This window comes from Sphingobium sp. SCG-1, assembly GCF_002953135.1.
In the GTDB taxonomy this organism is placed as follows: domain Bacteria; phylum Pseudomonadota; class Alphaproteobacteria; order Sphingomonadales; family Sphingomonadaceae; genus Sphingobium.
Genome location: NZ_CP026372.1, coordinates 1,724,563 through 1,740,612, shown reverse-complemented (window position 1 = coordinate 1,740,612; position 16,050 = coordinate 1,724,563). Strand labels below are relative to the sequence as shown.

The following is a 16,050-nucleotide window of genomic DNA, read 5'->3' as shown; positions in this document are numbered from 1 at the left end:
ATTGCACTGATAGTTTTAGCGTTTCATAGGTTAAGTTTAGTTTGCGATATCCACCGTAACATCGACCATATTTTTGATGGGCGTGTACAGATCGACAGTGGCGTCATGCGCCTTCACCGTTACAATCAGAGAATAGCGTCGTTTCGCGTTACAATGTTCCCGCGTAGATCGATCACGGCACCATCCGCCTACGGGTTTAATGCAAAGCGTGTCTCGACCTAGTAGTTCGATGGCGGGGCCAATCCATATGTCCGAATGGAGTGACCCTGAATTTATATTTTGGGGGCCAAGGGTCCATCGATTATCATCAGCCACCGTCGGAGGAGCGATGAGAGGGTCATCTCGCTCTGATGCGTTTACGCGCTCTTTGAACTTAGCTAACGTTTCCGCCTTGCGCCTGAGGTCAAACCTCAAACCGTGGGACTGATATCGGAAGGGGTTTATATTTGCGGATCGACCCGGATTTGGATCGATAAAATAAGACAACGTCACTTTCAGTTCTATTGTCTTATTTTCCATCTCTTCCAAGATGTCCCGGGGTATAGGCAGATCGTAGTAATGGCATTCGTTGAACTTGCGACCACCCTGTAGTCTAAAGGGCTGAATTTCAGCTTGAGAAAATAGCGCAAGATGGTTCTGCGCAGATGCAGTAGCCCTTTCATAGTCTGGAACGCCGTATCCAAAGTGGCGGATTAACTCGCACCTTTCCTTTTTGCCTGGAAGCCGGGCTAGAGCAGCTATCATGTGCTCGGTCCATTCGGCGCTATGAACCATTAGGCCACGTACGGTTTCCGGCCAAAACTCTGGATGATCCGCTAACAGGCGTGCTGCCAATCGCGCAGCTTGTGCTGCTGCGGCACTTGTCCCCTGAAAGGCAACTAAGGGATCGGTGGCTACATCCGCCCCGGTAGAGCATAGGGACATCGATCCAAACGTCATCACATCACGCCTCGCTGGGCTAACCCCACGATTTCCTGCCTCCATAACTATTTCAGGCTTAATAGGAGCATTCCTTGGCCAACTTGCGCTCGTGCAACTATGAGGGCTCAATGCCCCAGTATCTGCTAGTGGTGTCCAATCCTCGTATCCGTCTTCCCCTACGATGCTGAAATCCGTGTAGCCCCCAACGCTCAACGCATTCCAAGCTTGCGCAGGATCTTCGATTGGATGTTCATCCTGCGGTCGAAGACGAGCAAACTCTATCGGTGAAGGCGTGTTTCCGCCGGATAAAACGATAAGCCTTTTCGGCGCGTGATCGTCATCTCCGGGCATGGCCCCGATAGCCGCTTGATCTATTGCTGCGCTCCACGCCGAGGGTCTTGCTCCCGACACTTTATCATTAGTTACTGCCATACAAAAAATCCGGCCTCTGTCTGGAGCGCTTATTTCTGGCAGGGAAATGGCGCTTTGAGTCACCGGACCATAGTTATGTGGCTCATGGGGATCGAATCCGCGAGGTGGCATGATCTTCACAGATTCCAGCCGATGTTTGAGCCGTGGTGTCGATCTGTCGCCGAGAGATGCAGTTAAATCGCCATGAAGTGCCAATCCTGCCATGGCGGTTCCATGGCCCTCAGGTTGGTCGGCAGTACCCCAAGCTCTATCGATCGCGTGCATATCATCGCTAGATAATGCAGGCTCAATGAGGGAATGAGCCCGGTTCACTCCAGTGTCGAATATGCAGACTGCCGGAGCATCCGAGGCTGGCCAAGTAATCCTCTCAGCAAAATCCTCAACCCATGGTGCCTGCTCGCCATGGATGTCATCAAGAAAAAATTTCGGAGAATCGTTTGCTCGTCTTAGCTCAGAGACTGCTCCTGTCGAATATAAAAGTAGCTCTATGGCCGCTCGCGTTGACCATACCGGAATGACTACGATCTCCGGAAAATACTGGCGCCGTTCGCGATCAGCTACGCGAAGCCCCATCCTCTCGCAAACCTCTTCTATTTTATCCTCGCCATCGGGATGGCACCACAAAGCCCACCAGATTTTTTCCTGCGGAGTTTCCGGCATCGCTGAACGATCATCGGTCCAAAACGATGCTAGTGTCACCGTCCTGAAGGCTTCAATCGCTTCAACTTTGGCTTGATTAGGGGGATTTTGAGCCCGCTCAGTCAGAGGTCCGGTAAGGTAGTCTTCAATTATTTGCTCGAGGACCAAGCGCGCGCTGTCTGGCACAAAAAGAGTGATGGTCCGATCATTTTCATTATCAACCTTTGCAGAACCTGACCGAATGCCCGCCCCTTTTAGATCGAGCGCATCAGCGTTCGTGCCTGACCTGAGATCCACTTCGATGTAAGATCCTTCGGCGGCATCTAGTCGGTCATCTTGCGGCCGAAGCGCATCTGACAAACTGAGAGCCGCAGCAAGTTCTGTTTTTACGCGAGTGCCATGTGCAATGCGGTCGCGAGCTCCACTACCGCCGCCGCCCCCGCCTGTTCCGGTATACTCCTGCGAACTTACGAGGCGTGCAATGTCGATATGTGGAAGCGTAAAGCGAGGTGGCATAGTTTATCAGGTGTCTTTGTCTAAAAAGGCAGTCCTCATTACATGCCTGTCATGCAGCCGATTTAAAAGATCCTCAGTCGAAATACTTAAATTTTCATCAAGAATTGCGGTTTTCACAGAATCATCAACCGCACGAACAATTTCTGCTTGGCTGAGCCCCTCGGAGGCAACAAGAACTTTCTTCCAAGAAATCCTAGCGAGTTTGGCAGGTTGAGCGTTCGTGATTATCAGCTTTTGTATTTGTTCTGCCGATGGAGCATCGAACTCTAGAACCTGATCGTACCTTCTCAACAAGGCCCGATCTAAAAGGGAGGGATGGTTCGTAGAGCAAACTATTACGCTATCAGTTGAATTTCCTTCCTCCATAAATTGTAAGAAGGAGTTCAAGACACGTCTCATTTCAGCGACATCGTTTGTCGCCGTTCGTTGGGCTCCTACTGCATCAAACTCGTCGAACAGATAAACGCCGCGATGTCTGGCAGTTTCATCAAATACCAACCGTAATTTCGCCGCCGTCTCCCCCATGTAGCGGGTGATCAACGCTTCTAAACGAATAACAAAAAAGGGCAGCAGTAACTCGCCAGCCAGAGCCTCCGCTGACATCGTTTTCCCAGAGCCCGGTGGGCCGACAAAAAGCATCCGGCGATTCGGCACTTTGCCATGTTCGCGCAACCAGTCTCTTTTCCGCTGTTGGCGAATGAAATCATCCATACCCGATATTTGGCGTTCGTTCAGAACGACGTCTTTGAGCTTGAAACGCGCTTCTCGCATTTCGATGAGGCCTTGAACGTCACCCCTTGGAGCGGAAAACTTAATAGGGATGGAGGCACCCCGAGAACTCTTCGTACGAGCCTTATCTATCTCAGATCGAAGTTCTTCCGCTGTTTGGCGGCGACCTTGTCGGGCTTCAGAAGCAGCAACTTGAAGCGCAATGGAGAAAAAGGTTTCCTCATCGCCTTCGGCGCGGCTTCTTAGCATTGCGAGAATTTGTTTAACGTTCGACACTGAATCCCTCTGAATTAAGCTTACACTACTCCCTCAGTTTGGCGAACCTTTTTCACGGCCACCAAACTCAGCATTAGGAAAATGTTACTTTAAATCATTGGGTTAACATTTTTTGCTGATTTCAACGCCATGGCGGTACACTTCATTACGAGCCCGACATCGACTTTCTATCTAGCTGCTAGGCGTTTCCTTATCGGGCCGCGTCCTATGCGCTGACGCTTACCGAGCCTGTAGTCTCGGCCAGTTGGTGACGACCGCTAACGCAAAAGGGCTGGGGCTTTGCCCCGGCGCACTTCGGAATGCCTTCCGCCCAGCTTCCTCCACTGCGTTTCGTGCAGCAGGTTCCCCGCGAAGCCATCCACTCCGTTTGCTCCCCCAATCTCGCCGATGGGCAACGGGTTGCATGTGCAACCCAAACCCCAAGAGAACCAAAATGGAGAACAAACCAGAAATCAGAATCTATGTCGCCTGTTTGGCGGCCTACAATAATGCCATCCTGCATGGCGAGTGGATTGAAGCAACCCAAGACGCTTGGGCAATCTATGACGACATTGCCAAGATGCTCAAAGCTTCACCGATTGCCGATGCCGAAGAATGGGCGATCCATGATTATGAGGGCTTCGAAGGCATTCGCATCGAAGAATATGCCGGGATAGAAAGCGTAGCCGAAAAGGCCGCGTTCGTTGTCGAGCATGGAAGACTGGGCGCGGAACTGGTCAACTATTACGGATCACTGGACGAGGCGCGAGCGGCGTTGGAAGACCGCTATCACGGCGTCTATTCCGATCTTGCAGATTATGTGCGGGGTTTGACTGAAGAAAGCTTGGATGTTCCCGCAGCGTTGCGGTTTTACATCGACTGGCAGGCCATGGCGCGGGACGTGGAAATGAGCGGCGATGTTTTCACCATCCAGACTGCCCATGACGAAATCCACGTTTTTGCGCAGTGATATGGAGAAGCAGACATATCTGAAGGCGATCTTTACGCCGTGCCAATTAAGGCGACACTTTGCTGGGTTGCAACATAGACCTCAAAATGGTAATATTATTACCAATGCGTTACGAGCGCGCACGCCGGACCGAGCGCGGCAATGTACTTTTTCTGATCCTGCTTACAGTCGCACTGTTCGCTGCTCTGTCATACGCGGTCACCAGTTCTAGTAGAAACGGCGAGCACTCCGTTTCCCCTGAAAGGGCAAAGACCCAAGCCGCGCAAATTCTCCAGATTAATACCGGAATACGGCAGGCCATCATGAAAATGAAGCTGGTCAACAACTGCGATATAACAATGCTTGATGTCAGCAGCCCATTGTTCGTCAAGAATGATGGAACGATGCTCAATAGCGCAAACAGCAATGCTCCCTCTGACAAAAGATGCCACCTCTTCGACGCAAATGGCGGCGGCTTAGCTCCGGCTTTGCCTGTCGCTGACGCCATGACGACCGGGGAGCCTTCGATTGCCGGAGCATATGTTCCCGGTCATGCCGCTTTCAGAGTTCGCCAGATATCTGGTGTTGGGACAGATGGCGGCAGCAGTACGACCTCGGAACTGGTCGTTATGCGGAATTACGTGAAGCGCGAGACGTGCATTGCGTACAACGAGCTTTCTGGAGCAGACAATCCCGGTGGCGAGCCACCTGCTGTGTTGGCTTCGAATTCCTCCGGCAGCTTCGTGAATGGATCGATGTTTTCGACCGCTGCCATGAGCGACCCCGCCATTAATGGACGCGACTCATTCTGCACGAAGGACGGGAACAACTATCTGACATATTTCACCGTCATAACGCAGTAGATATGCAAAGCGCCTTACGTCACGGACGTCGTCCGCGACGCGTAATTTCGGCGCGGATCATGGCAAGAAGTGATTGCGCTTGTGGTGTATCAGAAATGCTAGGCTTGAGGTGATGGCTTGCCTGTTGAAACAGCGCGGCTAGTTGCGCGTCGGTTTTCTGTGCCAGATCAGCTTTGGTTACTTTGAACATGGATTCCTCCTGTATGTCTTGCGCCGCCCCGGATGGGCCGCGTTGAGAAGGAAAAATCAGTCCATATGAATGAGGTGCATTGCCTCGCAATCGGAACGGACGTGGAGAAGGCTATTTACACGCCTTGCACCATCGTCATTCATCGGCTGGTATAACGAACAAATACGCGCCCCAGACGGGGCAATACAGAAGAGGAAAACAGACAAAGTTATGAGGGATCAGGCAGACCGACAGACGTAGGAGGTCAGGCAAACATCTAACGCCCCAATTCAGGTCCGCGAGGCGAGGAACGGCCACGACCCTCATTCCCTCTGCCAGAGGAGCCATCACGCGCCATTTGGCGATATCGTGCCGCATCCCGATACAGGTTGAGCATCTGCCGCGCATGACTTTCACGAACAGCCGAAATCTGGGTATGCAATCCTTGACGGTCTTTCAACTGCGATTGCACCAGATCGTGACGCTGATTGCGATCACGCTGTAACCCGAAATAGGTCTCCATTTCATTCTGTTTACGGACTTTGAAATAACGTCCGGTCAACACATCCCATGCCCCCGAAACGCCCTTGCGAAGCCGCGTCGATCTTGTGCGCTGTTCGTCCGCCAGACGTTCCCGCTGCTTCCGGTCCAGTTTCTGCCGTTCGGCCTTATGGGCATCCTTCATTCCCAACTTCTGTTCGTTGAGCGGTTTGATTGCCTCTGCGGCAATACGCTTGGCTTCTGTGATATGGCGAGACAGTCGCGGTGCGACCGTCTCACCGATATGTCGGACGGTATCAGCGACCGTCCGCCATTCTTTCGGATCGCCAAGGCGAGCCGATACTTCCTTACCCTTTTGGCCGATCATACGCGCGATCGCGAAGGCTTCGCCCTCAATGGACACGGCTACATGGCCGCGCCGGTCTCCCTGCGCGAGAAACAAGCCACGCTCTTCAAGGGCTTTAGCGAAAGCTGCCCCGTTATCTGACTTGTTCCAGCATTCCTGAATCGTTGCTTTGACCTCGCGGGCATCAAGGCCCGCACGTTTAGCTTGTTGCCACTCATCCAGCGTGAAGTTGCGCGGATCGCGCAGCTTGGAATCCCGGAACCCTTCCGGCATCGACCAGCCATTTTCGAGGTAGAGTTCCTTGGCGATATCGCGCAGTTTCGTCTTGAAAAACGGTAGCGGTTTGGCGGTCATGGTGTCGGCATCTATCCGGGACCATACGGCATGCGCGTGACGGCGGCCTTCCTTCTCATGAAAGACGATTATACGGGGCTGGCCTTTCAGGCCCAGCCGTTCCTCAATCGTATTACAGGCTTGTTCGAACACCTCGACGCGGACGGACTCGCTGGCAGGTGGATTGAGCGACAAGGAGAATATATGCTGATTGCATCTGGTGCCGCGTGAAAGCGCATATGCTTCCTTCATCGCCCCCATCAGATCGTCGGCAATGAACCCGCTGATTTCGTGTACCTCGACATGCTCATTTTCTTCGGTCTTGAGCAGGTGAACCCCCAACTGGGTCGAGCCGCCGCGCTTTGATGCCTTGAGGATCATGACTATGGCTCAAGATTAAGGGCTACAAGGAGTATGCGGCGAATATCCTTAACTTCAAAAGCCGCCGATATGAGGGCAGCTTCCGTGTCAGGAGTGACAGGCAGACTTCCCGAATTGGCCATACGGGCCAACTGATTCAGATTGGATGAAAGCCGGGATTCCCCCAACTTACCTAAAAGCTGCGCAAGCAACTGATGGTCTTTCACGGGACTTTTGCCGCGACGGCGCGGCGATGGATTATGAGAATCAAATATTCGGGAGCGCAAATAAGAGGAAGTGGTCACACCCGCCGCGTCCTGATCAAGCCGGGCCTTCTCCTCGAAGGTCAGGCGCACAGATACGAAAACTGTACAAGGAGGCTTAGCCATGTCAGCCTCTTATTCGGGAAGCTCGCTTAGATCGGGGGGATATAAGCGTCTGATTGTTATTCGGGGGTGCCACGTTCCCTAAGGAAGTGGACTTGAGGATATCGTTCCAACGAGCAAGGATTTCGAATAGATCGTTCGAAAGCGCACCTCTGGGGTGCGCCAGTATTCGTTTGCTTTCAAGCGCCGGGCGGTCGCATCCGCCCCTTTGGCTTTCCTCGCATAAGCTCGGGCGGCCGGTCGGCCTTGCGAACCTGACGGGTTCGATGGCGCACCTGCCGGACGCGCGAAAATGACTGTCATGGCCGAGCGTGCGCGCCGTGGGTCTGCCTCAATAGAGCGGACGGATTTCTATTTCGCTGGGACCGGGCATGGGATTGGGGCAGCGCTTTACCCAAGCAACAGCTTCGTCCATGTCCTTGACCTCCCATAGCCAGAAGCCCGCCACCAGCTCTCCGGGATGCGCGAAAGGGCCATCGATAACGGTGCGGCCGGGGCCGTCGAACGCGACGCGTTTGGCGTGTGAGGAAGGCTGGAGGCCATCGCCGCCGCCGGGCGCCATGATCCCGGCTTTCACCAGTTCCTCATTGAAGCGTCCCATCGCGGCCATCATCTCGCTAGTCCAGGGTTCCGGGAAGAGGCCCTTCTCGCTGTCCTCGGTGGCCTTTACCAACACCATCACGCGCATCGTCTGTCTCCCTCGTTGAGCCGGGCTGCATGTCATAGTGAGGGGAAACAGGCGGTTCGGCAATCACCGTGGGTTAGTTCATGTCGGCACTCTTTCGACGAGACCCAGCCGCCCGCGCCAGGCCCAGCGAATCGTCAACAGCGTCGCCACGACACCGAGGCCGCTGGCAAGTCCCCACCACAGGCCGACGCCACGCAGGCCGAGTGGGAAAGCGAGAAGCACGCCGACGCCGATGCCGATCACCCAATAGCCGATGGCGGCAATAATCATCGGCGTGCGCGTGTCCTGAAGCCCGCGCAGCGCACCTGCGGCAATCGCCTGCGTACAATCGACGATCTGGAACAGTGCGGCGACGACCAGGAAGGATTGGGCGAGCGTGACGACGGGCGCGTTCGCAGGATTGGCGACATCAATGAAGATCGCGATGAGCGCGCGCGGCGCGCCGATCAGCACGAGGCCCGCGAAGACGGCGAACGCGGTGCCGCCGCCGATGGCAAGCCAGCCTGCGCGACCGATGGCGGCGCGATCGCCCCGCCCAAAGGCGATGCCGACACGAACCGTTGCCGCCTGTCCGATGCCGAGCGGCACCATGAAGGAGAGCGCCGCGATTTGGATCGCGATAGCATGGGCCGCGAGCGAAGCGCGATCTATAAGGCCCATCAGGAACACTGCGGCGTTGAACACCGTAACTTCCAGGCCGAGTGTAATGGCGATGGGCAGGCCGATGCGCCACACGGCGCGGAAACGCGGCCAATCGGCGACCCAGAAGCGCCCGAAGAGGCGATACCGCCGGAAGCGCCGGTCCAGCATAACCACCATGACCATGCCCACGAACATGAAGGTCGCTGACGCACTGCTGGCGAGTCCTGCGCCGAACATGCCGAGTGCGGGGAAGCCAAGATGACCGAAAATCAGCGCCCATCCCGCCGCGACGTTGAAGGGAATCGCCAGCACGACGACAGTCACGCCCCATATCGGCCGCTCCAGCGCAGAGATGTAGTTTCGCAGCGCCAGGAAGCCGAGATAGGGCAGCAGCGCCCATAGCATACCGCGCAGCATCTCCGCCGCGCCTTCGGACAGCGCCGGGTCTTGATGCATCGCCAGCAGCACGGCCTTGCTGTGCCACAGCAGCAGCCAGATCGGGAGTGAGAGTGCGATGGCGGCCCATAATGTCTGGCGCACGGTGCGGCGGATGTCGCGGACGGAATGAAGGCGACGGCCCCGCTCCGCCGCGATCATCGGCGAAGCGGCCGTTACCAGCCCCATGCCGAAGATCAGGAAGGCATTGTAGAGATTGATACCGAGCGCGCCGCTCGCGACGGCATCTGGCCCCAGACGCCCAAGCAACAACAGGTCAGTAGAAGCGATACCCGCCCAGGCGACATTGCCGATTATCATCGGCAGCGCGAGCGCAAACAGCGCACGTGCTTCCAGCCGCCATGGCGCAGCGCGAGCCGATGAGGATGTCGCAGTCATGGGCGCGCGTTAGAGGCACGCGCCGGAAAATTCAAACGAAGCTACACGGGTTCACACCTTATCGGCGTAAACCATCCGTCCCGGCCCGAGCAGGCCAAGCACCTGCGGCAACATATGCGGAGCCACGGCAAGGCAGCCTTCGCTGCGGCCGCATTTGCCCCAGCGGGCGATGTGATCCTCGCTCACATAATCCGCACCGTGAACGACGATGGCGCGCATTTCGGCATTGTTGTTGAGCGGATCCAGCCCCAGCAGGCGCATGGATTGGCCGTGGATGCCTTGATAAATCTCGCCGGTCTTGTAAGCGCCCGCCGATGTCGCCAGCGAATCCGGTACATTCGAGAAGCTTTGCAGCCAGCCTGAATGTTCCGGGTCCGACCCGCGTCCATGCGCGACGAGATAGGAACTGGTCTGCCCGCCGATCAGATCCACGATGTGGAAGCGCAAATCCTTCGACGCCGCGCTGAAATCCGCCAGCGCCACGCGGTCCCGCAACTCGAACGAGCGCTGGTGCACATCGAGCGCCGCGCGGGCGCGGTCCAGCAGCTTCGCGCTGAACCGCGTGCCAAGACCGGCAGGGAACACCTTGGACGCGGGCGGCGTTGGCGGCGGGAGCACAGGCTTGGATGGCACAAGCCCCTCGGCAATAGCATTCCCGGCCATGGACGGCGACAAGGCTGCGAAGCCGAGTCCGGCGAACGCATATCGTGTAAATTCGCGGCGATTCATGGCGTTAGATATAATGCGATTCCCTTAACCATCCAAGAACGCAGCTATTCGCCCTGCCGCACCTGGTTCGTCGGCACACCGCTGGAATCGTCCGGCAGGCGGGCGGTGAGGCCCGTCGCGTCGGCATCGTCCTGCATTTGCTGGGTTTCACTAACCGAAGGCGGCGGCGCGGGTTTCGGTTCTTCCGCCGTGTTGTTGGGAACCGCTGTGGTCGCTTCGGCTTCGTTCGCAGGGATCGACTCCTCGGGCACTTCGATCATGTTGTTTGCAGGCTGCGGTTCCTCGGCAGGCTTGCGGTCGCAGGCGGTCAGCGCGAGCGCGCCGGCGAGAGTAAGGAGAGCGATCTTGCGCATTCAGGTCAGTCCTTCGATGCTATGGCGATTGTGGCCGCGCGGCGGCTGGAAGCTTCGATCTTCTCGGCCAGGAGCTTGTCCCAGCCATAAGGATCTGCACGGAAATTCATGGTCCCGTTGGCGCTGGCAAAGGCAGTCCAGTAGAGCAGGTACACGGCGACCTGCTGCGGCAGTTGCACGCGCTGGGTCTTACCCGTGTCGATCAGCGTCTGGATTTGTCCGGCAAGCTCCGGATTGCTCTGCACCATCAACTCAGCGAGCGGCACGGGTTTTTCAAGACGGATGCAGCCATGACTCGCCAGCCGGTCGTAGCTGGAGAACTTCGCGCGGGCGGGCGTGTCATGAAGATAGACGGCAAACGGATTTTCGAAATCGAACTTCAAGCGGCCCAACGCGCTGTTCGGTCCGGCGGGCTGCACGATCCGCTCGCCGGTTTCGGGCGTGCCTATGATGCGGTAGCCCTGCTTCTTCAGCGTCGCACGACCCTTGGGCCACAGCTCCCGCTTGGCAATGGAGGCCGGCACATTCCACGGCGGATTGACGACGATCGAATGGATATTCGATTGCAGCATCGGCGTTGCATTGTCGGGGCTACCCGTGACAGCGCGCATCGACTTGATCGGGGCATCGCCCTCGAACACGGTCAGCACGGCAGCGGCGATATTGACCTGCACGCGATTGACAGGGAGCGAGCGCGGCAACCAGCGCCACCGCTCCATGTTCGCCATGATCGCGCCGATCCGCTCCGACACCGGCACATTGAGCGCGGTCAGCGTCCGCGTATCGAGCAGCCCGGTGGGATTGAGGCCATAGCGGCGTTGAGCCCGCTGGATTGCTTCGACCAACGGCTCACCCGGTGTGCCGGTCTTGTCTTCTATGGCGAGGCGCGCGCGAACGGTAGCGGCGTCGGAGGTGGCGGTCAGCTTCGGCCAGCCGCCCGAATCGCGGATTGCCTCGTAGGTGGCAAGGCCAGCCCTTAGTGCTTCGTAGCCGGCATAACGCGGCGTCAGCGTCGCGACCCATTGGGGCAAGCGATCGGCTTTGACGGCTTGTGTGAAGCCCGGTAGCGGATCAAATGCAGCCGGGCGCAACGCCCATACTTCCAGAAAGTCCGCAGTATCGACGCGCCCGCGATACAGCGCACTTGCCCGGTCCAGCGCCGCGCGGACCAGCGCATCGCCGCTCAGCGCGTTGGCCTTGCCAGCGCTCGCCGACAACCCCTGCTCATCACCGCTGGCGAGCCAGTTGGTGAGGAACGCAGCCTGGGCACTCGAAATCCTGGGCAGCGGAAGCGGCGCCGTTGGCACCACCGGCGGCGGCAAAGTTGTCGCCATAGGCGGCGGCGTAGTGGGCAGCAGGTTGATCGGCGCCTTCACGGGCGGCTTGGCAGGCAGCTGGGCCACTGCACTGGAGCCGGCATTCAGCAGGATCAAGGTCAGGCCGGCAAAGGCAAATCTGTAGGTCGAATTACGCATGAGCGTGCAGATAGCGTATCTCACCGTGGGTTAAAACCGCGATTTAACCATCTCCCACACTTCGCGTTTTTGCCGCACTGAAACGTGCAGAATGCAAAACGGGCGCGCTCTTGGAAAAAGAACGCGCCCGTTTCGATTTTTAGGCAGCAAACCCGGCGATATCAGCCGTTCAGCTTGTCCTTGACTGCCTTGGCAGGCGTGAAGGAGAGCTTCTTGGCAGCCGCGATCTGGATCGTCGCGCCGGTGGCCGGATTGCGGCCTTCACGAGCAGGCGTATCCTTCACCTTGAACTTGCCGAAGCCATTCAGCGAAACTTCGTCCCCCTTCGCGGCAGCGTCGGCAATGGCAGAGAAAATGCCATCGACCAGCTTGCGCGCGTCGGTCTTGCTGAGCGCGTGAGCGGCGGCAACGGTATCGGCAAGATCGCTATTGTTCATGATGTTTGCTCTTTCCTGTTTTAATGGAACAGGCGGCATAGCGACATGAAGAAGGCAGGTCCACCGTCAGAACGCCTAAAACACTGCATTTCGTCGGATTATTACGGCTGGCGCTCAATTTTATGCGAATTAACACACATTAGTGCGATGCCACTCTGCCTTGGCGGCGGGTTTTTGACATTGGGCTTAACCGTCAGGCGCTTTTCCCCTATCGTTGGTTAATGATAACCCCGACGCTGCGGCAGCTCGATATTTTCGCGCAGATGATTGCGTCAGGCAGTGTCGCAGAATGCGCCCGCGACCTCGACATGAAGCAACAGGATGTCGAGGCAGAGATCGCGCGACTGGAGAGTCGTCTTGGCCACCGACTGTTCGATTTGCAGGGGGGCATCGCCACGCTGACTGATGCGGGGCACAAGACGGTCGAGGCAATGCAGTTGCTCACCGAGACGCCGCAGGAGCAGTGGGAGGATACCCATGCGCCTGATGATGATGAGGAAAAGGCAGTTCCGGCGACGCCCGAAGTTGCGCCTGAAGTATATGCACATGAGCCGCTTCCGAAGATTACACGGGGTTTCCCGAATCTGCCGCCCGCTACCGAGGCGGCTGCTGCGGAAACCATCACTATCGCGGCGCATCCCGCTGTGTTCAGCCATTTCCAGGATGCCCTGAGCGCCTTCGAGCAAGCCAACAGCGATGTCGCAATCACACTCGATCTTGATGTGCACAGTGCGGCGCAGGCGATCTCAAGCCTCGCCACCGGGAGGGCGGATATCGCTTATTTCTATGCGCTCGACGCGCCTGATGGATGGCCGTCGCGCTATGCGTGGAGCGAGCAGATTTCGCTCTACGTCGGCGAAACGCATCCGCTCTCGGCGCTTGACGTCGTAATGCAGGAGGATCTGGAGCAGGCCGCACCGGCTACATGGTCGATCGGCAATGCACTACGGCCCCTTGTCGATGACGCTCTTGCGCTTGCAAGTGTCGCCGCGATGGTGCCGGTTCTTGAAACGGACAACATCGTCGACATCATGACAGCAGTGCGTAATGGCACGGGTTACTTTGCGGCTTTTGGTCCGGCAGCGCGCGACTTCGGACGCATACCGGGCATCCGCAGATTGCCGCTTGGCTTCCCCATCCCCGCCATCGAAGTGCGACAGGCCATCCGAAGCGCAGTGCAAGATGACTCCATTGTCCTCGCGCTTTCTGAATATCTGTTCAGATAACGACAGTTAGCCGCTGTTTCACGGCGATTGGAGGCAAGCAAATGATGCGATGCACAAAAATCGCCGCATAGCTCTTGATATGTTGTATCATCTTGTCGTAGGTGATGCACCGCTTCTTCCATATCGAGACATGTTTCATGATGATGCGTCGCCTGTTGCTCGCCAGTTCCGCCCTGCTTGCCCTCCCGGGCGTGATGCCGATGGCCCATGCGCAAGGGGAACCAGCGGACGGCTATCACGATCAGCGCCCCGCCGACATCGTCGTCACCGCACTGATCCCCCGGCGGCAGGGTGATATTCTCTCGGGCACTTCGGTCGTCACGGGCGAACAACTGACGCGCGACCTGCGCCCGACTATCGGCGAGACGCTGTCCCGTCAGCCAGGCGTATCGGCCACATCCTTTGGCCCCAACGCTTCGCGCCCCGTACTGCGCGGTTTCCAAGGTGAGCGCGTCCGCATCCTCACCGACGGGATCGGGAGCTTCGACGTATCGAACACCTCGGTCGATCATGCCGTCGCGATCAACCCGTTGACGGCGGAGCGCATCGAAGTGCTGCGCGGTCCGGCTGCCCTGCTCTATGGCTCTTCCGCAATCGGCGGCGTGGTCAACGTCATCGACAGCCGCATTCCCCGCCGTGTCCCCGATGAGCCAGTGCATATCGACGCCATCGGCAGCTATGGCAGCGCGTCGGACGAACGCACCGGCTCGGGTAAGATCGAAGTGCCGATCGGCGACCAGTTCGTCGTCCACTTCGACGGCACCTACACCCGGACCGGCAATCTAGACACCGGCAGCTACATCCTGACGCCGGCCCTGCGCGCGCAGGCAGCGGCGAGCGGCGACCCGGAGATTGCCGATTTAGCCACGCTTCGCGGCAAGCTTCCCAACAGCAGCGCGAAGAACTGGGAAGTCGCGGGCGGCGCGGCGTTCATCACCGATGGCGGCAATATCGGCTTCTCGGTCAACCATATCGACAATTTCTATGGCGTTCCCGCGCGCTATTCGCTCGACCCGAATGTGGAAAGCGAGATGGTCCGCCTGCACATGAAGCAGACTCGCGCCGATTTGCGCAGCGAAGTATCGACCGGCGGCGGGTTGCTCGACAGCATCCGCCTGCGTGCCGGGTTCGCCGATTATCAGCATCAGGAGATAGAGGATACCGGCGAAGTCGGCACGACCTTCTACAATCAGTCCGTAGAGTCGCGCCTCGAATTCATTCAGGCCAAGCATGGCGGCTGGGATGGTGCCTTCGGCGGACAGATGTTCATCCGCGACTTCAACGTCGTTGGCGAAGAGAAATTCCTGCCCAAGAACGAGACGCAGCAGTTCGGCATCTTCACCCTGCAATCGCTCGACCTCGGCAGCACCCGGCTCGAGGCTGGTGGTAGGTTCGAGCACACGATTATCCGTGCTGTCGCCGACCCGGACCTCGACAATCCCGCCTACGACCGCAGCTTCAATTCACTGTCCGGTTCGCTGGGCGCGAGCCACGAAGTCCTGGCAGGCTGGCGCGTCGGTTTGAACCTCTCCCGCAGCGAGCGCGCCCCCTCTGCCGAAGAACTGTTCGCACGCGGCAATCATGCGGGGACGCAGGCGTTCGAACTCGGCAATCCCGGCTTCGGCAAGGAGAAGAGCTGGGGTGTGGAGGGTACTTTGCGGGGCGTCGGCAAGGGCTACACGGTTTCGCTCTCGGCCTATCACAACTGGTTCGACGGCTACATTTACGAGAGCATCGTCAACGACAGCTTCTGTCAGGCCGTGAACGGCGGTGAACCGCTCGACTTCCCCTGCTTCCAGAACAACCAGGCCAAGGCACGCTATTACGGGTTCGAGGCGCAGGCCACCGCCAAGCTGGCGCAAGTGGGCAGCTATGCCGTCAACTTTGATGGAAGCGTCGATTATGTGCGCGCGACGGTGGTCGGCTCCGGCCCTGGGCCGCGCATTCCCCCGCTACGCCTGCTAGGTGGCCTGCAAGCCGCAAGCGATCGCGTGACGGCGCGCGGGGAGATCGAGCACAGCTTCGCGCAGAACCGCACCGCCGCTACCGAGACGGACACGGGGGGCTTCACGCTCGTCAACGCATCGCTGGCGTTCAAACCCTTTGCCGATCACCCGCAGACCAGCATCGTCTTCTCCGCGAACAACATCTTCGACGTCGAAGCCCGCCGCCACGCGAGCTTCCTGAAAGATTACGCCCCGCTGCCGGGCCGCGATCTGCGTGTGACAGCGCGAGTGGGGTTCTAGAAAGCCACCGCTTCCTCAATC

The 16,050-nt window shown here is 57.9% G+C and carries 15 protein-coding genes; 4 read left to right on the top strand and 11 right to left on the bottom strand.

Going from position 1 to position 16,050, the window contains the following annotated elements; translation table 11 throughout:
• Positions 1-36: 36 nt before the first annotated feature.
• Positions 37-2,352, bottom strand: coding sequence for a S8 family peptidase (locus tag C1T17_RS07905; RefSeq protein WP_189338542.1), 2,316 nt, complete (start codon positions 2,350-2,352; stop codon positions 37-39).
• A 162-nt stretch (positions 2,353-2,514) separates the two neighbouring features.
• Entirely contained in the window at positions 2,515-3,513 is a 999-nt protein-coding gene (locus tag C1T17_RS07900) for an AAA family ATPase (RefSeq protein ID WP_104952979.1), read from the bottom strand.
• A 433-nt stretch (positions 3,514-3,946) separates the two neighbouring features.
• On the opposite strand from C1T17_RS07900, the gene C1T17_RS07895 reads away from it, so the two are divergent.
• Positions 3,947-4,462 (top strand): antirestriction protein ArdA, encoded by a 516-nt coding sequence (locus tag C1T17_RS07895; protein ID WP_189338541.1) that lies wholly within the window; start codon positions 3,947-3,949, stop codon positions 4,460-4,462.
• Between the two features lie 104 nt (positions 4,463-4,566).
• Entirely contained in the window at positions 4,567-5,304 is a 738-nt protein-coding gene (locus tag C1T17_RS07890) for a hypothetical protein (RefSeq protein WP_145958969.1), read from the top strand.
• Positions 5,305-5,323: 19 nt separating this feature from the next.
• On the opposite strand, the gene C1T17_RS21235 is transcribed toward C1T17_RS07890, so the two are convergent.
• From C1T17_RS21235 to C1T17_RS07850, 9 genes are all read right to left on the bottom strand, one after another.
• Complete coding sequence (locus tag C1T17_RS21235; protein WP_189338540.1) at positions 5,324-5,494, bottom strand: hypothetical protein; 171 nt, start codon at positions 5,492-5,494, stop codon at positions 5,324-5,326.
• Positions 5,495-5,750: 256 nt separating this feature from the next.
• A complete protein-coding gene (locus tag C1T17_RS07885) occupies positions 5,751-7,034 on the bottom strand; it encodes a relaxase/mobilization nuclease domain-containing protein (protein WP_104952976.1) in 1,284 nt (427 codons plus the stop codon).
• A 2-nt stretch (positions 7,035-7,036) separates the two neighbouring features.
• Positions 7,037-7,402: a plasmid mobilization protein gene (locus C1T17_RS07880; RefSeq protein WP_104952975.1), complete on the bottom strand. Its 366-nt coding sequence runs from the start codon at positions 7,400-7,402 to the stop codon at positions 7,037-7,039.
• A 328-nt stretch (positions 7,403-7,730) separates the two neighbouring features.
• On the bottom strand, positions 7,731-8,087 hold the full coding sequence (locus C1T17_RS07875) for a YciI family protein (RefSeq protein ID WP_104952974.1): 357 nt from the start codon (positions 8,085-8,087) through the stop codon (positions 7,731-7,733).
• A gap of 78 nt (positions 8,088-8,165) precedes the next feature.
• Positions 8,166-9,563, bottom strand: a complete 1,398-nt coding sequence (locus tag C1T17_RS07870; protein WP_104952973.1) for an MATE family efflux transporter — start codon at positions 9,561-9,563, stop codon at positions 8,166-8,168.
• A 51-nt stretch (positions 9,564-9,614) separates the two neighbouring features.
• Complete coding sequence (locus tag C1T17_RS07865; protein ID WP_104952972.1) at positions 9,615-10,292, bottom strand: murein L,D-transpeptidase catalytic domain family protein; 678 nt, start codon at positions 10,290-10,292, stop codon at positions 9,615-9,617.
• Between the two features lie 44 nt (positions 10,293-10,336).
• The gene (locus C1T17_RS07860; protein ID WP_104952971.1) at positions 10,337-10,645 is read right to left on the bottom strand and encodes a hypothetical protein; all 309 of its coding nucleotides are present in this window, start codon (positions 10,643-10,645) and stop codon (positions 10,337-10,339) included.
• Positions 10,646-10,650: 5 nt separating this feature from the next.
• Positions 10,651-12,120, bottom strand: coding sequence for a L,D-transpeptidase family protein (locus C1T17_RS07855; protein ID WP_104952970.1), 1,470 nt, complete (start codon positions 12,118-12,120; stop codon positions 10,651-10,653).
• A gap of 161 nt (positions 12,121-12,281) precedes the next feature.
• On the bottom strand, positions 12,282-12,557 hold the full coding sequence (locus tag C1T17_RS07850; RefSeq protein WP_104952969.1) for an HU family DNA-binding protein: 276 nt from the start codon (positions 12,555-12,557) through the stop codon (positions 12,282-12,284).
• 221 nt (positions 12,558-12,778) lie between these two features.
• On the opposite strand from C1T17_RS07850, the gene C1T17_RS07845 reads away from it, so the two are divergent.
• Both C1T17_RS07845 and C1T17_RS07840 read left to right on the top strand, forming a co-directional pair.
• Complete coding sequence (locus tag C1T17_RS07845; RefSeq protein WP_104952968.1) at positions 12,779-13,783, top strand: LysR family transcriptional regulator; 1,005 nt, start codon at positions 12,779-12,781, stop codon at positions 13,781-13,783.
• 137 nt (positions 13,784-13,920) lie between these two features.
• Positions 13,921-16,029, top strand: a complete 2,109-nt coding sequence (locus C1T17_RS07840) for a TonB-dependent receptor domain-containing protein (protein WP_411269222.1) — start codon at positions 13,921-13,923, stop codon at positions 16,027-16,029.
• Positions 16,030-16,050 lie beyond the last annotated feature (21 nt).

Excerpts from the sequence above, each read along its gene's own strand:
- C1T17_RS07885 (WP_104952976.1), bottom strand. The coding sequence starts at position 7,034 with ATGATCCTCAAGGCATCAAAGCGCGGCGGCTCGACCCAGTTGGGGGTT.
- C1T17_RS07845 (WP_104952968.1), top strand. The coding sequence starts at position 12,779 with ATGATAACCCCGACGCTGCGGCAGCTCGATATTTTCGCGCAGATGATT.
- C1T17_RS07850 (WP_104952969.1), bottom strand. The coding sequence starts at position 12,557 with ATGAACAATAGCGATCTTGCCGATACCGTTGCCGCCGCTCACGCGCTC.
- C1T17_RS07875 (WP_104952974.1), bottom strand. The coding sequence starts at position 8,087 with ATGCGCGTGATGGTGTTGGTAAAGGCCACCGAGGACAGCGAGAAGGGC.
- C1T17_RS21235 (WP_189338540.1), bottom strand. The coding sequence starts at position 5,494 with ATGTTCAAAGTAACCAAAGCTGATCTGGCACAGAAAACCGACGCGCAA.
- C1T17_RS07890 (WP_145958969.1), top strand. The coding sequence starts at position 4,567 with ATGCGTTACGAGCGCGCACGCCGGACCGAGCGCGGCAATGTACTTTTT.
- C1T17_RS07880 (WP_104952975.1), bottom strand. The coding sequence starts at position 7,402 with ATGGCTAAGCCTCCTTGTACAGTTTTCGTATCTGTGCGCCTGACCTTC.
- C1T17_RS07860 (WP_104952971.1), bottom strand. The coding sequence starts at position 10,645 with ATGCGCAAGATCGCTCTCCTTACTCTCGCCGGCGCGCTCGCGCTGACC.
- C1T17_RS07840 (WP_411269222.1), top strand. The coding sequence starts at position 13,921 with ATGATGATGCGTCGCCTGTTGCTCGCCAGTTCCGCCCTGCTTGCCCTC.
- C1T17_RS07895 (WP_189338541.1), top strand. The coding sequence starts at position 3,947 with ATGGAGAACAAACCAGAAATCAGAATCTATGTCGCCTGTTTGGCGGCC.
- C1T17_RS07865 (WP_104952972.1), bottom strand. The coding sequence starts at position 10,292 with ATGAATCGCCGCGAATTTACACGATATGCGTTCGCCGGACTCGGCTTC.
- C1T17_RS07870 (WP_104952973.1), bottom strand. The coding sequence starts at position 9,563 with ATGACTGCGACATCCTCATCGGCTCGCGCTGCGCCATGGCGGCTGGAA.
- C1T17_RS07855 (WP_104952970.1), bottom strand. The coding sequence starts at position 12,120 with ATGCGTAATTCGACCTACAGATTTGCCTTTGCCGGCCTGACCTTGATC.